This is a genomic window from Polynucleobacter sp. AP-Elch-400A-B2 (genome assembly GCF_018688355.1).
Taxonomy (GTDB): domain Bacteria; phylum Pseudomonadota; class Gammaproteobacteria; order Burkholderiales; family Burkholderiaceae; genus Polynucleobacter.
The window spans coordinates 1,066,327-1,087,477 of sequence record NZ_CP061317.1; the positions used below are offsets into that span (position 1 = coordinate 1,066,327).

General features: G+C 44.3%; 24 protein-coding genes. 11 read left to right on the forward strand and 13 right to left on the reverse strand.

From position 1 onward, the window contains the following. Nucleotides 1-62 precede the first annotated feature (62 nt). On the reverse strand, nt 63-1,346 hold the full coding sequence (locus tag FD977_RS05495) for a TolC family protein (protein ID WP_215304107.1): 1,284 nt from the start codon (nt 1,344-1,346) through the stop codon (nt 63-65). After that, the gene (locus tag FD977_RS05500) at nt 1,297-2,175 is read right to left on the reverse strand and encodes a carboxylesterase (RefSeq protein ID WP_215304108.1); all 879 of its coding nucleotides are present in this window, start codon (nt 2,173-2,175) and stop codon (nt 1,297-1,299) included. Before FD977_RS05500 ends, FD977_RS05495 begins: the two co-directional genes overlap by 50 nt. On the opposite strand from FD977_RS05500, the gene FD977_RS05505 reads away from it, so the two are divergent. Both FD977_RS05505 and FD977_RS05510 read left to right on the forward strand, forming a co-directional pair. After that, the gene (locus FD977_RS05505; RefSeq protein WP_215304109.1) at nt 2,136-2,696 is read left to right on the forward strand and encodes a DUF4118 domain-containing protein; all 561 of its coding nucleotides are present in this window, start codon (nt 2,136-2,138) and stop codon (nt 2,694-2,696) included. The genes FD977_RS05500 and FD977_RS05505 overlap by 40 nt on opposite strands. 101 nt (nt 2,697-2,797) lie before the next feature. Next, entirely contained in the window at nt 2,798-3,004 is a 207-nt protein-coding gene (locus FD977_RS05510; RefSeq protein WP_215304110.1) for a hypothetical protein, read from the forward strand. Nucleotides 3,005-3,067: 63 nt separating this feature from the next. Here the strand turns inward: FD977_RS05510 and FD977_RS05515 are convergent, their stop codons facing one another. Beyond that, nucleotides 3,068-3,532 (reverse strand): DUF2147 domain-containing protein, encoded by a 465-nt coding sequence (locus FD977_RS05515; protein WP_215304111.1) that lies wholly within the window; start codon nt 3,530-3,532, stop codon nt 3,068-3,070. Between the two features lie 64 nt (nt 3,533-3,596). Between FD977_RS05515 and FD977_RS05520 the strand changes: the two genes are divergently transcribed. Continuing rightward, nucleotides 3,597-4,388 carry a MipA/OmpV family protein gene (locus tag FD977_RS05520; protein ID WP_215304112.1) on the forward strand — a complete coding sequence of 264 codons (792 nt, stop codon included), beginning with the start codon at nt 3,597-3,599 and terminating at the stop codon, nt 4,386-4,388. A gap of 35 nt (nt 4,389-4,423) precedes the next feature. Here FD977_RS05520 and FD977_RS05525 read toward each other — a convergent pair whose 3' ends face one another. The 3 genes from FD977_RS05525 to FD977_RS05535 form a co-directional block, all read right to left on the reverse strand. Next, nucleotides 4,424-5,242 carry a M48 family metallopeptidase gene (locus FD977_RS05525; RefSeq protein ID WP_251369432.1) on the reverse strand — a complete coding sequence of 273 codons (819 nt, stop codon included), beginning with the start codon at nt 5,240-5,242 and terminating at the stop codon, nt 4,424-4,426. A 31-nt stretch (nt 5,243-5,273) separates the two neighbouring features. Continuing rightward, nucleotides 5,274-5,870, reverse strand: coding sequence for a hypothetical protein (locus FD977_RS05530; RefSeq protein ID WP_215304113.1), 597 nt, complete (start codon nt 5,868-5,870; stop codon nt 5,274-5,276). 111 nt (nt 5,871-5,981) lie between these two features. Next, nucleotides 5,982-6,887, reverse strand: coding sequence for a LysR family transcriptional regulator (locus tag FD977_RS05535; RefSeq protein ID WP_215304114.1), 906 nt, complete (start codon nt 6,885-6,887; stop codon nt 5,982-5,984). Between the two features lie 128 nt (nt 6,888-7,015). On the opposite strand from FD977_RS05535, the gene gcl reads away from it, so the two are divergent. The 5 genes from gcl (at nt 7,016) to FD977_RS05560 (ending at nt 12,202) form a co-directional block, all read left to right on the forward strand. Beyond that, entirely contained in the window at nt 7,016-8,806 is a 1,791-nt protein-coding gene (gene gcl, locus FD977_RS05540; protein ID WP_215304115.1) for a glyoxylate carboligase, read from the forward strand. Nucleotides 8,807-8,868: 62 nt separating this feature from the next. After that, on the forward strand, nt 8,869-9,648 hold the full coding sequence (gene hyi / locus FD977_RS05545) for a hydroxypyruvate isomerase (protein ID WP_215304116.1): 780 nt from the start codon (nt 8,869-8,871) through the stop codon (nt 9,646-9,648). 50 nt (nt 9,649-9,698) lie between these two features. Then, nucleotides 9,699-10,595 (forward strand): 2-hydroxy-3-oxopropionate reductase, encoded by an 897-nt coding sequence (glxR, locus tag FD977_RS05550; protein ID WP_215304117.1) that lies wholly within the window; start codon nt 9,699-9,701, stop codon nt 10,593-10,595. A gap of 10 nt (nt 10,596-10,605) precedes the next feature. Next, the gene (locus FD977_RS05555) at nt 10,606-11,193 is read left to right on the forward strand and encodes a YqiA/YcfP family alpha/beta fold hydrolase (RefSeq protein WP_215304118.1); all 588 of its coding nucleotides are present in this window, start codon (nt 10,606-10,608) and stop codon (nt 11,191-11,193) included. Nucleotides 11,194-11,401: 208 nt separating this feature from the next. Beyond that, nucleotides 11,402-12,202: a DUF3108 domain-containing protein gene (locus tag FD977_RS05560; RefSeq protein WP_251369433.1), complete on the forward strand. Its 801-nt coding sequence runs from the start codon at nt 11,402-11,404 to the stop codon at nt 12,200-12,202. A gap of 32 nt (nt 12,203-12,234) precedes the next feature. On the opposite strand, the gene FD977_RS05565 is transcribed toward FD977_RS05560, so the two are convergent. From FD977_RS05565 to mltG, 6 genes are all read right to left on the reverse strand, one after another. Then, complete coding sequence (locus FD977_RS05565; protein ID WP_215304119.1) at nt 12,235-12,774, reverse strand: ion channel; 540 nt, start codon at nt 12,772-12,774, stop codon at nt 12,235-12,237. Nucleotides 12,775-12,853: 79 nt separating this feature from the next. After that, a complete protein-coding gene (locus FD977_RS05570) occupies nt 12,854-13,552 on the reverse strand; it encodes an ankyrin repeat domain-containing protein (RefSeq protein ID WP_215304120.1) in 699 nt (232 codons plus the stop codon). After that, the gene (locus FD977_RS05575; protein ID WP_215304121.1) at nt 13,549-14,337 is read right to left on the reverse strand and encodes a TatD family hydrolase; all 789 of its coding nucleotides are present in this window, start codon (nt 14,335-14,337) and stop codon (nt 13,549-13,551) included. Before FD977_RS05575 ends, FD977_RS05570 begins: the two co-directional genes overlap by 4 nt. A gap of 11 nt (nt 14,338-14,348) precedes the next feature. Continuing rightward, nucleotides 14,349-15,494: a DNA polymerase III subunit delta' gene (locus FD977_RS05580; RefSeq protein WP_251369434.1), complete on the reverse strand. Its 1,146-nt coding sequence runs from the start codon at nt 15,492-15,494 to the stop codon at nt 14,349-14,351. Next, complete coding sequence (gene tmk, locus FD977_RS05585; protein ID WP_215304122.1) at nt 15,495-16,133, reverse strand: dTMP kinase; 639 nt, start codon at nt 16,131-16,133, stop codon at nt 15,495-15,497. It abuts the gene before it with no gap. Between the two features lie 5 nt (nt 16,134-16,138). Further along, nucleotides 16,139-17,212, reverse strand: a complete 1,074-nt coding sequence (gene mltG, locus FD977_RS05590) for an endolytic transglycosylase MltG (protein WP_215304123.1) — start codon at nt 17,210-17,212, stop codon at nt 16,139-16,141. A 19-nt stretch (nt 17,213-17,231) separates the two neighbouring features. Here mltG and FD977_RS05595 point away from each other — a divergent pair, with 19 nt between their 5' ends. Together FD977_RS05595 and FD977_RS05600 are read left to right on the forward strand one after the other, a co-directional pair. Beyond that, nucleotides 17,232-18,239 (forward strand): folate-binding protein YgfZ, encoded by a 1,008-nt coding sequence (locus tag FD977_RS05595; protein WP_215304124.1) that lies wholly within the window; start codon nt 17,232-17,234, stop codon nt 18,237-18,239. Between the two features lie 27 nt (nt 18,240-18,266). Beyond that, complete coding sequence (locus FD977_RS05600) at nt 18,267-19,124, forward strand: NRDE family protein (RefSeq protein ID WP_215304125.1); 858 nt, start codon at nt 18,267-18,269, stop codon at nt 19,122-19,124. A gap of 18 nt (nt 19,125-19,142) precedes the next feature. Here FD977_RS05600 and FD977_RS05605 read toward each other — a convergent pair whose 3' ends face one another. After that, entirely contained in the window at nt 19,143-19,628 is a 486-nt protein-coding gene (locus FD977_RS05605) for a PaaI family thioesterase (protein WP_215304126.1), read from the reverse strand. Nucleotides 19,629-19,683: 55 nt separating this feature from the next. Here FD977_RS05605 and FD977_RS05610 point away from each other — a divergent pair, with 55 nt between their 5' ends. After that, nucleotides 19,684-21,150: a YdiU family protein gene (locus tag FD977_RS05610; RefSeq protein ID WP_215304127.1), complete on the forward strand. Its 1,467-nt coding sequence runs from the start codon at nt 19,684-19,686 to the stop codon at nt 21,148-21,150. Nucleotide 21,151 lies beyond the last annotated feature (1 nt).

Consider the following 21,151-nt stretch of genomic DNA (forward strand, 5'->3'; position numbering starts at 1 on the left):
GATATCAATACAGAAGTTGATAATGATTGCACTCTGGTATTCATTTTTATCTCCTGTCGAACTCAATGCAAATTGGGGACTTCAAAGTTCCCGCTTAATCTTTGTAACAATATCAGTGTTTTTGCATGAACAGTGCGCGCGTCTATCAATTCATATTCCGCATCGCGAAATCTTAGTAATCCTTGAAGACCCGAATTTTGCATTAATTTAGCTTGGTTGTAGGCATTTGTCGAAGTTTCAAGTCGCTCCCTGGCGGACTGATACTGTAAGTAAGTTTGGTTAATTTCAGTAACGATTTTTGATTTCACGGCAATTAAATTTACCTCTTGCTCAGTAACGCTATTTGAGGCAGCGATCAAATCAGAATTATTTAACATACCATTACCAAGAGGAATGGAAAGTAAAAGGCTAAATGATTTTTGAGTTCCATAGCCCACTCCGCTTGAAGTGTATGGCGGGGTCTCGTTATAGTAGATTCCGGGTAAGAAATCTGGATTTTTCCCGGCCTTAACAAGCTCTAAATTAGCATTAGCAGATTCGATTAAGGCTTTATTGGATATAAGCTCCGCTCTATTATTTTGGGCGTACTCAACAAGTTCCTCAACCTTCAATTTTTGCGGCTCTATTTTTAAAGTACCCAGTGGAAGTGGCAGCTGGTGATCTTGAGTTCCAAGTAGACCCAATAAGCCATATGAATAGTATTTCAAATCATTAGCAAGCACTTTTTGAGCCGCTTGCAATTCAGCTTTTTGAGCTGTTATAGATGGAGACTTAATAGTGCTCAGTTTATCAAGTGCTAATTGATAGGATTGCCATAATAATTTTGTTCTCAGCGCATCGATATAGTTAAAAATTGCTTGGGTTTCAAGCGATCTTGCCTCAACAACCATCTCAGACAACTGTCGGTTTGCTTCAGCTTGAGCATAGGCCTCACGGGCAGAACGTTTACCCCATCCCTCAATAGTGACTGTCGCTCCAAGCGTATTAGATGATGGATTTGTGTAGCCGGCATAGGGCGCTTGAGTATAGATACTACCGCGTGCATAAGTTACGATGGGGCTCAAGTTCGGTATTCCAGCTTGTTTGGCAATGGATATCGCAGAATCAGAATTTATTTTTTTTACCTTTAAGGAGTGATTTTTTTCATTAAGCTCAGTTAGGTAGGTGCTTAATGGAATAGCCTGGTAGTTTGTGTCGGATGACTTGAAAGGGGGTGTTGTTTGCCCATGAGATAGATGGGGTAGTAGGCAGGTAAAAACAAAAGCCCAACCAAATACCAACCTCAATTTAGTGTATCTAGCCTTCATGTCGATTTTTGATAATGAGGCTGGGGGATGAAGCATCATGCTGCGCCATAAGATCACTTTTTTGCTGGGATATGCCAATAAATTTAATGACTTCATTGGCTACAACTTCACGCTCATTATCTACAGTAATCATATGGTAAGAATTGCCCAACCAAATTACTCGACATGTTTCTGAGCTAATTCTTCTGATTATTAAGTCAGGATTTTTAGGAGAGGCAGTTTCATCGTCGATAGCATGAATGATCAACACGTCCGATGTGACGTCTTCGAGATTTTTTTTGGTTTCTGCGACCAATTGCAAAGACTGATAGAGATGTTTTGCCGGGAGATGTGCTGCGCCTAGTTCGCTTACAGAGTTAGCCATAACGGCCTTTTTAATATGCCTACGTAACTCTTTGTTTTTAACGCCGAATGGCTCAGATTCCTTGTAATGCCAATTTCGAAATCCTAATTTATAAATTAATGATAAGAATGGGTGATACCAAGGCACAGACCATCCATCAAAAAAAATGACTGGGGAAAGCAGAGAAATACATCTAATAGTTGTATTTCTTTCGGCAACTGCAAGTGCAAGCGTAGCTCCCATACTTAACCCAACAAGTGATACAGATTCATAGGTAGAACTTAAGTCGTAAACAAGATGATCTACCATATCAATCCACTCTTGGTAGCCTTTTAAACCCGTATGTGCTGAGTAGCCAGGTATTTTTGGGATCGCGTACGTGTGGCCAGATTGACGTAAGAGTCTGGGAATAACGCCCATTTCCAATTCAGATCCACAAAGCCCGGGCAAAAGAATCACTGCATGACCAGAATTACCTTGATAGAATGTTTCGTAGCGATCTTGTTGATCTGGTGTGGCTGTCATTGGGTGTTTCTAGTGCCTATTTATTAATAACGTCATTATTACTCATGAAAATACAAAATTCGAAGCGCTGGGCAAAAAATGGGCCTCAAGTCTTTTTTTTAGCTATGTTTGGAGTGTTTGTGGCTTTTTCCATACGCTACAGCTTGCATACATTTTTGCAGAGCAGTCTCCCGATGACTTTTTTTATTCTTAATACTATCTTAGTAGCCCTTTTTTATGGCTTTCTACCCAGTCTAATGACGATCTTTCTTTCAGTTCCCTTGGCATTCTTTTTCTTTGTCCCACCTTTTGACTCATTTGATTTTCCAACACCCCAAGATTCTTTTGTATTTATCTCATACATCCTGATAGCTTTTATTGCCGTTGGTATCGTAGAGTGGTTGCAACGGGAGCGGTACAAGGCGATATTACTGACCCGCGTTAGTGATAGCAATTTTCAGCTTTTAAGTGATGCCAGCCGAAGTCTGAAAAATGCACTAAATCTCATTCCAAAAGATAAAGACCCTCTTATTAAGCCTTAAAATTTACCTTTTGCGTTAAGAGCAAACAGAACTGTGACTTTTATCAAGGAATGTGCCAAAATAATGCGGTGCATAATTTATTCATCTTTTTTCTAAGTTTTTTGACTCTGCCTGCGAGTGCCGCCGGTTTGGGTTTCAATCCTTTTGAAAAAGGCTCGCCGACATCTCCAGGCGGCGCTCAAAATAATCGCCCAGCCAATCCATCTTCTGCAACCGTTCCAAAACCCCCTTCACCAGTTGTTGCTCCACAACCTAAACCGGCATCCCCTCCGGCAAACAGCTTAGCGCCCCAACAAACTAAAAAGTAAATTTATCTTTTTAACTTAGATAGTCTGATTACTGCGTGGTTTACTTGATGTTTGAAATATGGCCTAACGTACCCATTTTTGAGTTCTACCCAACAATGGAATGCCAATATATCCTCTTACATCCAATGTTTTGTCATTGACTATGGTGATTTTTACCTTATAAATCTCACCTTCCTCAGGGTCTAAAATTTCTCCACCCAACCAAACTCCCGGGCTGGACTTTCTAAGACCTTTCATGATTATCATTCCGATAATAGGCTTGCCTTTTCGCTCATCTTTGCACAAATTGCAGTGGGTGACCAGTGTTTCGCCAGGGCTGGGAATCAACTCAGTAACGGTGCCGATTAGTTCACCATTTTTCTCGTCTAATCGAATTAATGAAGAGGGTTGATTTGTTTTCTCATCAATCGTTTTCCAAATACCAAGCACTGGGTCCAATGATTGTGCATTGCCATAACTTATGAAAAGGAAAGCACTTAAAACTGTGAGTTGGGAAAATTTTTTAATGATTTGCAATGGGTTAGTCATAAGGTTTCCATTAAGTGGTTTAGGTGATTCTATAGATTTCCGAATTTCGTGTTAGATTCTCAACATGATTGAATGTAGAAAACTAACCGTAAGCTTGTTATTAATTTGTTTTTTATCGAGCACATCTGTTGTTTACGCTGCAAATAGCGTAGATTCTGATATTCCAAACGGGATTCCAGACCGTATTGTGGGCGATATCGGAGCTGCTGTGTACAGCACTAATCTGAATATTGGCAGCTATGGTACCCAATCAGCGGCATTACCCTATGGATTTTTTGATTACAAGCGCTTTGCCATGCGCATTGATCAGTTGGCCTTTAAAACTTTGCCTGTCGGATATGGATTCCTTGAAATCGTTGGTAAAGTCGATCCTGATTCTTATAAGGTCAAGTCAACCATTAATGCTCAAACAATTAACAAAGGCTATCAAGTACCCATTGGCCTTGGAACATTTCAAGATACTCCTATTGGGGCATTCTTTCTGAATGCCTATCATGACTTTGGTAAGTCTAAAGGCAATTTACTTGAGGTTAATTATTTTGGGGAAATCGAGTTAATTAGTAAAGTTACCCTCTATCCGCAAGTAGGCATGGAGCGTCAATCAGGCTCTTTTGCGAATTACTACTATGGAGTCACTCCTGAGCAGGCGCAAGCTACTGGATACCGAGCGTTTACAGCATCTAGTTCAAATAACCCATTAGCAGGATTTTTACTTGAAATACCAGTAGTAGAGGACTGGTACCTTAACCTATACGTCAAACGAAAGTGGTTAGGTTCTGGAGTCAACAACAGCCCAGTTCTAACTCGTTCATTTCAAGATACGATGTTTATGGCGCTTGCTTATCGTTTTAAATAATTTACTCATTGATTCGACCACGAACCATTGAGGCTTTACTTTGTGAGCCCTGGTTTTGGTGCCACTTTGTACAGAGGCTCAACTGCCGGCATTAGCGCAGTGAGTTGCTCGATTCGGGTTTCGCCAGAAGGGTGGGTGGATAAGAATTCTGGAGAGCTACTACCTTTGGTTGCCTTCAACATTTTTTGCCAAACGCTAATTGCGCCCATAGGGTTGTATCCCGCTCTTGCTGCGAGCTCCAATCCAATGGCATCAGCTTCAGATTCATTCTCTCTTGAATTTGGCAAAATAATTGCATATTGAGCTACTTGATTTGCAGCGCTCACTGCCGAGCCATAGGGGCCGGCTACGGCCATTGCTATATTCACCAAGACGTTTTGTGCAACCGCTTGGGATACGCGCTCCCGACCATGCTCTCTTAAGGCATGAGCAATTTCATGGCCCATGATGGCTGCAATTTCATCATCATTTAAATTCAGTTGCTCAATAATTCCGGTGTAAAAAGTAATCTTTCCACCGGGTGCGCAGGTAGCATTTAGTACGGGGGCATCGATTAGGGTTAGCCGCCAATCCCATTGCTTGGTGTCATCTCGGAATGCTTCGGTCTGCGGAATCAACCTATTAGCAATGAACTTCAACCGATCATAGGCAGGGCCAGAGGTGACCAGTATATTTTTCTCTTTTGCTTTTTTATTTTGCTCGTTATAGCTCACTGCAGAAAGTCGATTAACCTCTTCCGAAGAAGCCATCATAAATTGAGATCGGTTAACTCCGACCGCTCCCGAGCGGGTAGTGCTAGCGCACGCCGAGAGTAAAGCAACAACTGCAAGGATCCAAAAAGTACGAATGCTCAAATTAAATCCCTGCTAATGCCCGTTACTTTTTTTACTTCTTCTTTGGAGGCGTAATCGTTGCAGCCATCGCATCAAAGTAAATAACTCGAACCTGCTCACCAACATTGACATCAGCCAGAAGCTGCGAGTTCTTAACAGTAACAACGGTTACTTTGCCACTTGGCCCTTTGACTGAAACCAACTTCTTAGTGCGATCTACGGCTACGATGTCAGCAATGATAGTCGTGGTGTTGGAAATGGTGCGAGTTGGTTTTTCACCTGGTTTAGAGGCTACTTCTGATGAAGTCTCCACTTTGCTACGAATACCATCACTCTTAGTCTTAATCAATTCAATTGCAACGGCAAGTTCATAGGTCACATTGAGTCGGTCACCTATTTTTATCTGATCAAAGTTCTTGATTTCAGGACCGGCAATGAACTTAGATTCACCATCGTTGTTTTTAAAGAAAATCGTGCGAGTTTTCTTATCAATCTTCGTAACAGTGCCTTCGTACAATTGAAAAATATTGTCGGTGATAGCTGCGTCTACCACTACGGCATTGGCAGCAGGTGCTTGTGCCATTACTAATACTGGGCTAGCCAATAATGTTGCTACTACTAGGATAATTTGGGCGATTTTGATTTTCATAAATTTCCTTGATATTGAGTATCTTTAACGATATTAGCGTATTTCAGTTGCAAAAATCTGTTGGTAAGCCCACAGAAGAGTGGGGTGGCGTTTCAGTTGAAAGCAATTGGTTTACATTTGCTCCCACCAGTTCCCAGAGAAGTGGCATTGCAACCAGTCTATGCACTGGCTTACCTTTCCCGGTACTAAACGAGGCGATGAGAATACAGCGTGGATTTCCTGTGAGGGCAGGCTCCAATCCGTCAATATCGGCTGTAAGGTGCCTTTATTAATCGAGTGATAAGCGACGTACCACGGGATGGTAGCCAAGCCCATGTTCCCAATCGTTGCAGCAAGCAAAGCAGATAAGTTATTGGAGTACAACGGGCCCTTAACAGGTATTGAGATTGTCTCCCCGTCACCTCCACTAAAGTGCCAGCGGTGATTATCTTGAACTGAGCTATAAATTAGAGCCTGATGTGACACCAAATCTTCTGGATGACTTGGAGTGCCGTGCTGCCTAAGGTAATCTGGACTAGCCACCAAGACCCATGGATTTAGACCTAAATAGCGTGAGCCCAGTGAGGAGTCTGCGAGGCGACCCATGCGGATCGCAAGATCAACGCCACTTTCAACCAAATTGACAAATTGATCCTCAAGACTCAGATGTATCTCTAGTTTTGGGTTCTGACTCATAAACTGAAGTACCAGCGGGGTCAATATACGGCGCCCAAAGGCAACAGAGGAGCTAATAATCAATTTACCCTGCGTCTCACCTTGTAGTAGGGCGGCTAGATTATCTGCCTCCTCAAGCTCCCTAGAAATGATCTTGCATTTTTCATAGTAGATCTCACCAATTTCCGTTGGTGTGACTCCTCTTGTGCTGCGGTGCAATAAAAGAGAGCCAAGACGCTTTTCTAAAAAGGCGATGTGTTTGGTTGCGGTGGGTTGAGTAATGCCCAGGCTGGCTGCAGCCTTGCTAAATGAGCCTGTTTCTACGACTCGGACAAAAAGGGCTATTCCCTGAATACGATCCATTTATCAATTCTAACTGGATTTAGTCTGCGTATTCCATTTTGGAATAGCACATATGATGGCGACTGGCATTCTCATTTCATCATTAAGTGTTGATGATGTACCCATTCTTTAACAGCGAGGGAAACATCATGGCCAAAATGAAAGCCGCAATGGCAGCAGTTCTTGTAATGGAAAAAGAAGGTATCACCACTGCATTTGGTGTTCCTGGAGCTGCTATTAATCCACTTTACGCACAATTACGCGAACGTCAGTCAATCACCCATATTCTAGCCCGACATGTTGAGGGCGCTTCACATATGGCTGAAGGCTACACAAGAGCTAAAGCAGGCAATATTGGAGTTTGTATCGGAACTTCTGGCCCAGCCGGTACTGACATGATCACAGGACTGTATTCCGCAAGTGCTGACTCTATTCCTATTCTTTGCATTACTGGACAAGCTCCTCGTGCCCGTCTTTACAAGGAAGATTTTCAGGCTGTTGATATCGAGACGATTTCTAAGCCAGTAACGAAGATGTCTGTAACTGTGCGAGAGCCAGGCTTAGTGCCACGCGTTTTCCAACAGGCATTCCACGTAATGCGCTCAGGCCGTCCAGGCCCAGTATTGATCGACTTGCCGATTGATGTTCAATTAGCTGAAATTGAATTTGATATCGATACGTATGAGCCATTGCCGGTATACAAACCAGCAGCTAGCCGCAAGCAGATCGCGAAAGCATTAGACATGTTGATGTCTGCTAAAAAGCCATTAATCGTTGCCGGCGGCGGCATTATTAATGCTGATGCAGATGCGCTATTAGTAGAGTTTGCAGAATTGACTGGTATTCCAGTGATCCCAACTCTGATGGGCTGGGGAACCATTCCGGATGATCATCCATTGATGGCAGGTATGGTTGGTCTTCAAACTTCACATCGTTATGGCAATGCAACCTTGTTAGCTAGTGATCTTGTGTTGGGTATCGGTAATCGTTGGGCTAACCGTCATACAGGATCAATCGATGTGTATTGCAAAGATCGCAAGTTTATTCACGTTGATATTGAGCCAACGCAAATTGGTCGCGTATTTAATCCCGACTACGGCATTGTTTCAGATGCAAAAGCAGCTTTAGAGTTGTTTGTTGAAGTTGCCAAAGAATGGAAAGCAAAAGGCAAGTTATCTAACTACAGTGAGTGGGTTGAGCGTTGCCAGGAGCGTAAGAGCTTGATGCTACGTAAAACCAACTTTGATAATGTACCTATCAAGCCACAACGCGTTTATCAAGAGATGAATTCCGTATTCGGTCGCGATACCGTATATGTATCGACTATTGGCCTATCGCAAATTGCTGGTGGACAATTCCTCCATGTCTATGGTGCTCGCCAATGGATCAACTGCGGACAAGCGGGCCCTCTTGGCTGGACAATTCCAGCTGCATTGGGTGCATTGGCCTCCGATACAACAAAGACTGTAGTCGGACTTGCGGGTGATTACGACTTCCAATTCTTGATTGAGGAATTAGCAGTTGGAGCACAATTTAACTTGCCATTAGTGATGGTCTTAGTAAATAACAGTTACCTCGGTTTGATCCGTCAAGCTCAGCGTGGTTTTGAGATGGACTATTGCGTGCAATTGGCTTTTGACAATATCAACGTAGATGATCAAAACCTGAAGGGCTATGGCGTTGATCACGTTCAAGTAGTTGAAGGACTTGGTTGTAAAGCTATCAGAGTCTCGGATCCAAATAAAATCAATGCTGCATTGATTGAAGCGCAAAAGATGGCCAAAGAGCATCGTGTACCTGTAGTAGTGGAGATCATTCTTGAAAAGATCACCAATATTGCAATGGGTACCGAAATCAATAATGTGAATGAATTTGAAGATATTGATTGCCGCCATCCTGCTGGAACAGAAGGATTGGTAGCTGCTGGTCTTTTAGAGTAATCGCTTCATTGCCTTGTATTTACCCATGTATCATCCAGTTTGATTGTTATTAAGGAATAGGAATGCCCAAGTTTGCAGCCAACCTCACGATGTTGTTTAATGAAAAATCATTTTTGGAGCGCTTTGCGCTAGCCAAAATTGGAGGCTTCAAAGCCGTTGAATTCCTATTTCCTTATGCTTTTAAAGCGAGCGAAATCAAATCCGCTCTAGATAACAATGCCTTAAAGTTGGTATTACACAACTTACCGGCTGGTGATTGGGACGCAGGGGAGAGGGGTATCGCATGTCACCCAGACCGTGTTGCTGAGTTTCGCTCTGGTGTTACCAAGGCGATTGAGTACGCCAGTATTTTGGGCGTACCCCAACTTAACTGCTTAGCAGGAAAGACTCCCGAGGGAGTTGATCCAGCTTTAGTACATGACACCTTTGTCGATAACTTACAGTTTGCTGCTGCTGAACTGAAGAAGTCAGGGTTAAAACTGTTGATTGAGCCAATCAATACCTTTGATATCCCTGGTTTCTATCTCTCTAAAACTGCTCAAGGCATTGCAATACTCGATGCGGTTGCTGCTGATAATGCTTTTTTACAATACGACATCTACCATGCCCAGCGTATGGAAGGTGAGCTAGCCAATACGATTCAAAAATACTTTGATCGAATTGCGCACATTCAGTTAGCAGATAATCCAGGTCGTAATGAGCCTGGTACCGGAGAAATAAATTACAGCTACTTATTTGATTTATTAGCTCGTCTTGGATACACAGGCTACATCGGCTGTGAATACAAGCCCTTGAAAACGACTGAGGCTGGCCTACATTGGATGGGTCAATACGAGCAGTAATATCGGTTGATCTGTATATCAATAAATTAATAATAATTTGGAAATAAATAATGAGTAAGTTAAAACTAGGCTTTGTGGGTTTAGGTATTATGGGCGCGCCAATGGCAGGGCATTTGGTCGCAGCAGGTCATGAACTGTTTATCAACACACGCAGTAAAGTTCCGGATGAGTTAGCTAATACTGCCGCCGTTCTTTGTGCAACTCCTGCAGAAGTTGCGACTAAGGCAGACATCATTATTACGATGGTTCCAGATACTCCCGATGTAGAAAAAGTTCTTTTTGGAGAGAATGGTATTGCATCAGGTCTTAGCAAGGGCAAGATTGTTGTTGATATGAGTTCTATCTCTCCCATCTCTACAAAAGATTTTGCGAAGCGCATCAATGATTTAGCTTGTGAATATCTAGATGCTCCTGTGTCTGGTGGCCAGTTAGGTGCCAAGGGTGCAAGCCTCACCATTATGGTTGGTGGTAAGCAAGCAATTTTTGACAAGGTCAAACCCGTATTTGATTTGATGGGAAAAAATATCACCCTAGTTGGTGATAATGGCGCCGGTCAAGTTACTAAAGTAGCCAATCAAATTATTGTCGCCTTGAATATTGAAGCGGTTGCAGAAGCTTTGGTGTTTGCATCTAAGGCGGGTGCTGATCCAGCAAAAGTTAGACAGGCATTAATGGGTGGCTTTGCTAGCTCAAAAATACTGGAAGTTCATGGCGAGCGCATGATCAATCGCACCTTTGATCCTGGCTTCAGGATTGAGCTGCACCAGAAAGATTTAAGTTTGGCCCTCAGCAGCGCTAAGGCCCTAGGCGTTAGTTTGCCGAATACAGCTAGCGCACAAGAGTTATTTAATTCCTGTGCAGCGCACGGTGGAAAATCGTGGGATCATTCTGCCATGGTCAAAGCATTAGAAAAAATGGCTAATTTTGAAATAGGTCAAAAAAGCTAGAGGAAGAAGTATGGCAGTAACCTTGGTTGTTTATTTGCATGGCTTTCGGTCCTCACCAAACTCAACCAAGGCGGTCATGACTGGGGAGGCGGTGAGGGCACTCTCATCGGCACACCATTCTTATGAGTGGTATTGCCCTCAACTTCCTGCATCTCCAAAAGCAAGTCTGGAGATGGTGACTAAATATATCGATCAAACTAAATTCGATCGCATAGTAATCGTCGGATCCTCCTTAGGCGGTTTTTATACCAACTACCTTGCAGAAAAATATCATTGCAAAGGTATCACTCTTAATCCTGCCGTATATGCTGCTAGAGAATTAGAGCCCCATGTTGGCATGATGACTGCCTATGATAGCGAAGAGCCGTTTGATTTTAAGGCCGAGTACATCGATGAATTACGTGCCTTACAGGTAGACCCAATAACTGATCCAGAGCGTTATTTTTTAATTGCCGCAAAAGGTGATGAGCTTTTGGACTGGAAAGAAATGGTAGCTTTTTACCCTGGCGCCAAACAACTTATCCTCGAAGGTGGTGATCACGGAATTTCTGACTATGCCAATCATTTGTCAGCAGTAGTCGACTTTATTAAGCATTAATGTCTTGATGGATGCAATCGGCAATCTGCTTCAATTTGTGCCAAAAAAATCCCTGTTGATTCTGACTGCTGCTTTTTTTCTTTCCCTTTTGGGACACTTGATTTTATTTTTTGGCATTCCATTCCTCTCTTTTGGTAGTGCGACACCTATTGCCGAAGATCTTATTATCAAAACAGAGCTTCGGGTCGAACCTCCAAAGAAAATACAGATGACTACGGCGCCAAAGAAAAAAACGCCGCCCAAGGAAACTAAAGCCGTCTCAGCGGACCCTTTAACAGATCAGGGAAAGGGAGAGCGGGGCGCATTCGGCAATCAATCTGGGCAGGCATTTCGCCTTCCTGAATCTGGTACGTATTATTTTGACGCCTATGTTGATGGCCAACTCATTCAAGCCGCTCAACTGGACTGGATTACTGAGGGCAATAATTACCGCTTGCACATCAACATACCTTACGCCATTGTCGGTCCCTTTGTTTTTGAATCCAGAGGCACTGTCGATGCCTACGGCATAGCGCCATCCATTTACTGGACGCAGCGGGGTACAAAACCACCGCGCTATTCCCGTTTTGATCGTGATCAGAGCGGAGCAGGGAAGATGTTCTTCTCTGAAAAGCCAGAATTCACACCGGATTTGCTGCCAGGCACTCAAGATCGATTTAGCCTACTTTTTCAATTGGCCTCTTTACTCAATGGCAGCGATAAGATCGATGAGGCTGGCAGTATTCGAGGCATTCCTGTGGTGGACTACGACACACTCGAGATGTGGCAATTTAAAAGCTACGGAGAGCTAGTGTCAGAAGATGTTCCAAGTCTAGGAAAGTCTGTAAATCGCCATTACGCTCTAATGCAGAGGGAGAGTAGTCCTTTCAAGCGTCAGGTCGATATCTGGCTGGCGAGAGACCTTGATTGGCTACCTGGCAGAATGCGCTCCCTGGAATCCAATGGACGCATCTTGGAGCTTGTATTTAAGCAAAGGGCACCCATTGATAAATCCAAGCTAGTGAACTAAGAACTAAACCCAAGGGGACTACAGCTACTCATTTAGAACCCAGAGCCTGATCTTGGGTTTTGTTTTGGTCTTCCCAATAAAGCACCCATCATGGTGTAAAGCGCAGCCCCAGACATCGATACAGCAAAGATTCCGGAGAAAGAAATGATGATGGGGAGAATTCGCCAGCGCGTAGCAAGAACATATTCACCATAGCCAACGGTTGTATACATCTCACCAGCAAAATACAGGGTTTGAAGGTTGGTTGGGAATACCTGCAGCCCCAAACAAATATACGCCCAGGCAATGATTTCGAGCAGGTGGATAGCAATAATCAATAAAATTGCCACGAAATACGATACAAAGTTAGCTCCATAGACCCGCTTATTTTCGAGTTTTTGGTCAATCCAATGAAAGATACCTGCGATTGATAGAACGCTTAAGCCATGGAATGTCAGCATCAAACACGTTAGAAATAACAGCACCCAAATATCGCTATCGCCCATATCCGCATTAATTTCAGCCAAGAGCGTGCTGAAGCTGGGCAGGGAGTTAAGGCCGGGAAGCTTGTCTAACAAGCCGCTCAAAGTCATCGATGGTATCCGTTAAAACCAGTTACATTTCTTGTTTGACATAATAATGATTATACGCATTAAGAAGATATGTCACTTATTAAGGAGTCTTCTTGGGGCCACCTGGATATGGCTGCTTATAGAGCTTTACCCAACGTGACATTAAGCCATTACGAATATCATCATTGCCAAATAATTGAGCAATATCTATAGCCGTATAACCCTCATGATTTCGCATGCGCAAGTCTGCACCGCTATCAAGCAAGTATTTGATTAATTGATCATTGCCGGAGCCAATAGACATCATTAATGGCGTTGTCTCACTTGGACTCAATGCGTTTACCTGAGCGCCGTTTGCCATTAAGAATTGAGTTATTTCTAAGTGACCGTTGGTGGCCGCATAGTGAATTGGTGCCCAGCCAGGTTTATTGACTGCTGCTTTTTTATCAACAACCAAGGTCTTCACTAAGGGCAGCTGCCCATCAAAAGCAGCCATCATAAGAGCATTTTCACCGCTTTTATTGGTCAAATTGACGTTCGTAGCTGGATTGGCAAGCAATAAATCCATTACCTTAGATGATTTATCTCGAATAGCCAGGATCAGCATGGGGGTGCCTCTAGGATCTAGAGTATTTGGGGTAACGCCTGATTTTATTAAAGACTGCACCTCATTGACGTCATCAAACTTCGCAGCTTTAGTGAAATCCGTAATCTGATCTGCAGTTTGTGCAATTACCAGGCTAGAAAAGCACAATAAGTAGGCAGGAAAAAGATGACTAAATTTAAGCGAACTTCTCATGATATTGCTCTAGTTATCTGAAAACATTGGAAAAAGTTCCTTGAAGTCTGTTCTGCCAGTAATTCAACTGAAACACCCTTTAGCTCAGCAACAAATTCACCAACCTTGGAAACCCAAGCTGGCTCATTAGTCTTGCCGCGATAGGGAATTGGGGCTAAATAAGGCGAATCTGTCTCAATTAGCATGCGATCCAGAGGAACTTCTCTACAGGTTTCCTGTAGGTCCTTGGCGCTCTTGAAAGTCACGATGCCAGAAAACGAAATGTAAAAGCCCATGTCAATAGCAGCCTTGGCAACTTCAGTGGTTTCTGTAAAGCAATGCATGACACCTCCAATCTGATCAGCGCCCTCTTCTTTAAGGATTCTGAGGGTGTCAGCAGAAGAGGCGCGCGTATGGATGATGAGGGGCTTTTTAGCTGCAATAGCGGCGCGTATATGCGTTCTGAACCGCTCTCTCTGCCATTCCATAGATTCATAGCTGCGATCACCCATGCGAAAGTAATCAAGCCCCGTTTCGCCAATCGCAATGATTTTGGGGTGCTTTGCCTCTTCAACCAGGAATTCAAAACTAGGTTCTGGCGTGTCTTCGTAATCTGGGTGCACTCCGACCGAAGCGTATAAATGAGCATGATCCTCAGCTAGCTTTCGCACCTTGGGAAAGTCAGGAATGTCTACCGACACGCACAAAGCGTGGCTCACCTTACAGGCAGCCATGTTAGACAAAACCTCAGGTAGACGGGCTTGAAATTCTGGAAAATCGAGATGGCAATGTGAGTCTATAAACATGACTCGCTATTTTAGTCTTCAAATACCTGCTGGTACTGAGAAAGCAATGCTTCTAACTGAATGCGGGTAGCTAGCGGGTGATTTTCATGACGCCGCGCTTGTGTCAGGGATTTCCAAAAGCTTAGAAGCTTTGGAAGGCGCGCTTGTTGCGCAAGCGTCCTGCTAGTAGCCTCATGCTTAGGGTAATAGCGAGGCGAACCCATTTGTGCGCAACTTTGCACATCAGAGACCCATCGCTGCATAGTGGCCAACAAAACTGAATACCGCGCTTTTTGCGTCTTATCCGCAGCATCTAGCCAATTGATCCGAGCGCCCTGCGCCATCGCTTGCAATAGGTAACGTGAAGCCTGGATAGCAATCGTCAGCTCATCCTTTTCATCTTTATTGTGACGTGCTATTAAGGAATCCAATACTGCATAGGGTGCCCCACCCTGCTCATCGTAAATAGACTCGACATCAGCATCACTCATTTTTAAGCCAGGAATCATACCCAACTGGGTACGCAACCAATTGAGCCCACTCGATCGATCTGGTCGCGGCGCGGACAGCAAGCGGCAGCGAGAACGAATGGTTGGCAGGACGCGATCAAGGCGATCTGCCAACAAAATAAAGATAGTATTTTTTGGGGGCTCTTCAAGAGATTTCAGTAAAGTATTTGCAGAGTCTGATCTGAGCATTTCTAGCGGATAAACCAGAATGACGCGGTTTCCGCCGCGGTGAGATCCAATAGAGAGTCCTTCAATTGCACTGCGGGCATCCTCTATTGAAATACTCTTCTTTTCTTTTTTCTCGGGTGCATCACCATCGGCATCAGCTTGACTGGCCTTGGATTTTTTTGGTGCGTCAGCATCCGAATCAAAATCACCCTGCGGCAAAAGCTTGCGATGCGTTTCTGGGACTAGCGCAATAAAGTCAGGGTGGTTTCCAGAGTCAAACCACCGACAAGCTTCACATTGTTTACAAGGCTTTATAGAAGAGGAAGTCTCACACAAAAGCGCTCTAGCCAATTCAATGGAAAACTCAAACTTACCAATACCCGACTGACCATGAATTAAAACTGCGTTAGGAAACGCGGCTAAGTTCATGCCATCCCAGATAGGCTCAAGCCACGGGGCTATTTTTTTCACCGACGCATTTGCTAACATCGCATCACTCATTTAGAGCTTTATCTTTAATGACTCGAGCTCATGCCAAATAGCCTCTGGTGTTTTAGTAGCATCGACTAAATAAAAGCGATCTGGATCCGCCTTTGCTCTACGCAAATACTCTTGACGAACTTTTTCAAAAAAATCTAAATCCATCTTTTCAAATTTATCGGGTGCTCTTACCTTTGATCTTCTCGCTTGTGCAACCGATCCAGGTAGATCAAATAGGAAGGTCAAATTAGGTTGAAGCAATGAACCATCAGGGCGACCCTGAACCCATTTCTCCAAATCATTTAACTTCGCTAAGCTTAAGCCGCGACCACCACCTTGATAGGCAAAGCTGGCATCCGTGAAACGATCAGAGATCACAATCTTTCCGGCTTTCAGTGCTGGCTCTATTACTTGTGCAATATGTTCACGTCGAGCGGCAAACATCAGTAATGCCTCGGTTTCTAAATTCATTGCCGCTTCAAGTAATAAAGCGCGCAGCTGTTCACCTAATTGAGTACCACCAGGCTCTCTAGTCATCACAACATCGTGATCAGGGTATCGCTGCTGAATCAAGTTACTGAAAGATTCAATATGCGTACTTTTTCCAGCACCATCAATACCTTCAAAACTAATGAAATAACCTGGAAATTGAGCTGTCATAACAATTACTGAGACTTAGATTGATTGGAGGAATTGCGTTTACGTTGAAACTGATCAACTGCGCTTTCATGCTCTTTCAAGGTTTTCGAAAAATGGCTAGAGCCATCACCGCGTGCCACAAAATATATCGCATCACTTTTTGCCGGATGCATCACAGCGAGGAGCGACTCCTTGCTCGGCATGGCTATTGGCGTTGGTGGCAAACCCTTGTGCATATAAGTATTGTAGGGACTGTCTATGCGTAAATCTGTTTTTCGTAGATTGCCATCAAATTTAGGGCCAATACCGTAAATTACGGTTGGATCAGTCTGGAGGGGCATCTTTAAATTGAGACGATTCACGAAAACTGCTGAGACCAGGGACCTGTCACTAGAACGTCCTGTCTCCTTTTCCACAATCGAGGCCAAAATGAGTAGTTCATATGGGGTTTTTAAGGGCGTGGCTGAGTCCCTTTGCTCCCAAGCAGCCGTGAGCTGTTTTTGCATAGCCTGTGAAGCTCTTCGATAGATGGAGGTATCCGAATCATCTGGGTCAAAAATATAGGTATCTGGGTAAAAGAGTCCCTCATCGCCTGAATAAGTGAGCCCGATAGTCTTTAGTAGCTCCTTAGAGCTCATGCCTTTAGTTTGATGAATGAGCGCTGGATGTTTATCAATTAGGTTTCTCAGCTGCCATATGGTCATGCCGGGAATGATAGCTACACTCTCTCGAACTCGATCACCACGAGCAATTTGTAACAAGATATTTCCCAAGCTAGCGCGGGGAGCTAGCAAATAGGTCCCCGGCTTTAACTTAGAGCTGACAAACAGTGCTCTTGCTGCAACTTGAAAGCTAACTACATTTGTAGATACGCCCTGCTCAGACAGCTGAGCTGCAATTGCAGAAAGGCCAGATTGGGGTGTTATTTTGACTTTATAGGCAGATCCCTTATCCACATTTGATGTGGCTGGTACAACCGGCCATAAAAAGATGGCTGCGCACAACAGAAGCGCTAGGGAAATCAAGATGAGGGCATAGAATTTCCAACCGCCATCCTTTGAAGGTTTAATAAAAAGACTTCTCTGAAATTTTCTGCTCATCAAGCTATGATAAAAGCTCATGACCTTCAGCACAGAAAACGCCACAATGCCTGCCTCCAACCTAAACCATGGATTTACCCCTCTGACCCATTGGGGCTTGATCTTGGTTGAGGGGCCCGATGCCGCAGCCCTTTTACAGAGTCAATTAAGCAATTCCGTGCATAGCCTCAAGCGCACTATGACGGGTGATATTGCCCATGGTTCCGATGCGGTTCGGTTGGTTGGCTATTGCAGCCCCAAAGGGCGTCTTCTCTCTAGTGCTTGGCTTGGTTTGTTTCCGGAATCCCTTGATTCGGATGACCGTTTCGCCCTTTTTGTCACTAAAGATATTGCAGCGAGCACTGCAAAACGATTGTCGATGTACGTGCTGCGCTCAAAAGTAAAAGTGGTGGATGCCTCGGATGACTGGGAAGTATTTGGCGCCTATCAAACCCAGAATGCTGGCCAATCCTCCAATCTACCCAAAGACGCCCTCTCATTGCGTATGCCTGACGTGCTGATTCAAAATCAATCTTTTCAGCGCACCCTCATCGCCCAGAAAAAAGTGGGGGTCACTCTAACAACAGTTGATCAAGCCGCTCTTGATCAGTGGAATTCTTTAGAGGTGATGAGTGCAATCCCCAGAATTGTTCTAGCAACACAGGAGCAATTTGTTCCGCAGATGATTAACTTTGAATCCGTTGCTGGCGTGGATTTCAAAAAAGGTTGTTACCCTGGTCAAGAAATTGTTGCTCGGAGCCAATACCGTGGCGCAGTAAAACGTAGACTTCAACTTGTGCATGTTGATTCGAACGCAACTGCACTGGAGCTTTCAAAACCAGGCGTAGAATTATTTCAAGAAGGTGATGCCAGCCAGCCATGCGGTATGGTGGTACTGGCGGCTAGCAATGCGGAAAATTTGGCTCGTATTGATCTGCAGGTGGAATGCAAGCTAGATGCCTTAGAAATTGGAGCAATACATCTTGGTGCAAGCGATGGGCCCGTCCTAATGATAGATTCACTCCCCTACCCTTTATTAGAAATTTAATCCCTCCCTTATTTCGCTAATCTTGCTATGTGCCTAATTCTCTTTGCCTGGAAATCTCATCCAGACTACCCTTTGGTGGTCGCGGCAAACCGTGATGAGTTTTATGAGCGCGATACCGATCCCATGGGGTGGTGGTCCGAACACCCTCATGTGTTAGCCGGTAAAGACCGCGCGGATGTATTAGGCAGTCCGGGAACTTGGTTGGGCTTCACAAAAACGGGTCGCTTTGCTGCATTAACGAATGTCAGGGCGCCTAGCGAAAAAAATCCGGATGCAAGAACGCGTGGGGAGCTCAGCCTGCACTATCTTACGGGTCAGCACAAGCCGTATGCTTATATCCAAGAAAATGCCAAACGGTTTGAACTGTATAACGGATTTAATCTCTTGATGGCTGACCTCAGCGATCCAGAGAATGCTGAAATGCATTGGGTAAGTAATCGCCTCATGATGGGTCAAAATATTCGCCCAAGGAAGGTATTTCCTGAGCAAGCACTCAGTCCTGGAGTCTACGGCCTATCAAACGCGATGTTGGATACACCATGGCCTAAAGTCAATCACCGAGTAGCGGCATTTGCGCAAACATTGGCAATGGATAGCGGGCATCTCAAAAATGCAGATCACTATTTGCGCTTATTGGCAGATACTCATGAAGCAAGTCCACAAGAGTTACCTAATACCGGCATTAATCCTGATTGGGAAAAAGCTTTATCTGCTGCATTTATTAAGACTCCAAGTTATGGAACACGCTCAAGTACGATTTTGCGCGTTCGTAAGGATGGTCAGTTTGAGATGGTGGAGAGACGCTTTGATGCCAATGGCACCGTGGGTCACGATGTTGTCACGGGTGAACTCACTGCTGCACCGGGATCCAACCTTTCGGTCTAAGCGACCAATCAGTTTGAATTATTTCTGCTGACGGGAGTCCTCGTTTATGACGCGCTCGCCATCCGCATTTTTGCTTGCCAGTCGCTTGATAAACTGAAACGTCCCGGTTGACATGCAGCAGATCTCACCTTGATCGTTGTAGAGTTTGGCTTCGCAAAAGGCCATCGTGGCAGTGCGGCGTACGGTATCTGCCTTTACACGCAAGATGCCGTTAGCAGCTTGCATGAAGTTATTTTTCATCTCAACGGTAACGACACTGCGATCACTAGGATCACTTGAGCGAGCCGCAACAGCCATAGCTACATCCATTAAGGTAAGTAAAACACCGCCATGGGCCACATCCCAAGTATTGGTATGCTCGGGCTTAAGGGCTAGGAGTATTTCACCTTTACCCATTTCGGCAGTGATAAGCCGTACACCTAGTAACTTTAAAAAAGGAACATTAAGCTCTTCACCCAGGTTGGCAAGTTGAGTTTCTACATTGAGTTGTACTTTATTTGTCATAAGGTCATTTTAGAGGCTTCTGCGACGCTTGTGAATTACCCATAGAATACAAAATATGCCTTTTACACTCCGCGGCGATGATGTATGCCAGCCAACCCCACCTACCCCCATATCCAACCCCTATTGGGTTGCATTTTCAGCCTCTGCTGCCAAACTGATAAATCTTGAGCTCGAAGCCATTGGCTTACCCAAGGATCCTGATTGGCTTGAACTTTTAGCGGGAAATCAGTTAAATGCGGGTGCACTTACTTTCTCTAGTCCAATTTCAACTGCCTATAGCGGCCATCAATTTGGATCCTGGGCAGGACAGCTAGGCGATGGTCGCGCCATCCTCCTAGGTGATATCAATGAGCTTGAGCTCCAACTAAAAGGGGCCGGTAAGACGCACTACTCCAGAATGGGTGATGGCAGAGCCGTCTTAAGATCTTCTATACGTGAGTTCCTTTGTAGCGAGGCAATGTATGCTTTAGGTATACCGACCAGCAGAGCTCTTTCAGTAGTTGGATCAAAGCAACGCGTTATCAGGGAAACGGTTGAAACCGCAGCAGTATGTTCACGCATTGCCCCAAGCTTTATTCGGGTTGGCCACTTTGAACATTTTGCTTCACTGCAAAATACTGCACGCCTCAAGGAGCTAGCAGATTTGCTCATGAGCGAATTCTATCAAGAGTGTCTTAATGCAAAAGATCCCTACTTAAGTTTATTTAAAGAGATCAGCGCTCGCAATGCGAAATTGGTCGCACAGTGGCAATCAGTAGGATTTTGTCATGGCGTATTAAATAGTGACAACATCAGTGCCCTTGGGCTCACAATTGACTACGGACCATTTGGATTTCTGGATCATTTTGAAATAGACCATATTTGCAATCATAGCGATCATGGCGGCCGATATGCTTATCATCGCCAGCCACAAATCATGCATTGGAATATGGCCTGCCTCGCTAGTGCCATGCTCCCCCTATTGGGGTTAGAGCATTCACCAGAAGAATCCCAAGCTCTTTTACGTTCGGCACTGGAAGAGTTCCCCGTTATTTATGCGAAAGAATGGCAAAAAATATTTCGCTCTAAATTAGGCTTTCAGTTAGAGCAAGATAGTGATATTGAGCTCATTGAGCGACTCTTACAAGCGATGAATGATTCAAAAATAGACTTCACTACATTCTTCCGTCAGCTCAGTAATATTCGTAAAGATTCTCAGTCGACAGATACTGTCCAAAGAAATGAATTCATTGACCGCGATAGTATTGATCAATGGTTTTCGGATTACATCCATAGACTTCAAGTAGAAGTCTTCAGTGACGAGGCCAGAAAAGGAATGATGGACCAGGTCAATCCTAAATATATCCTCAGGAACCACCTTGCTCAGGCTGCAATTGAAAAGGCGCAGCAAGATGATTTTTCTGAAATTGAACGATTGCAGCTCATACTCAGCAAGCCCTTTGATGAGCAGGAGTCATTTGAGGGTTACGCAAAACCACCACCTATAGATATGCAGCGCATAGAAGTCAGCTGCTCCTCATAAC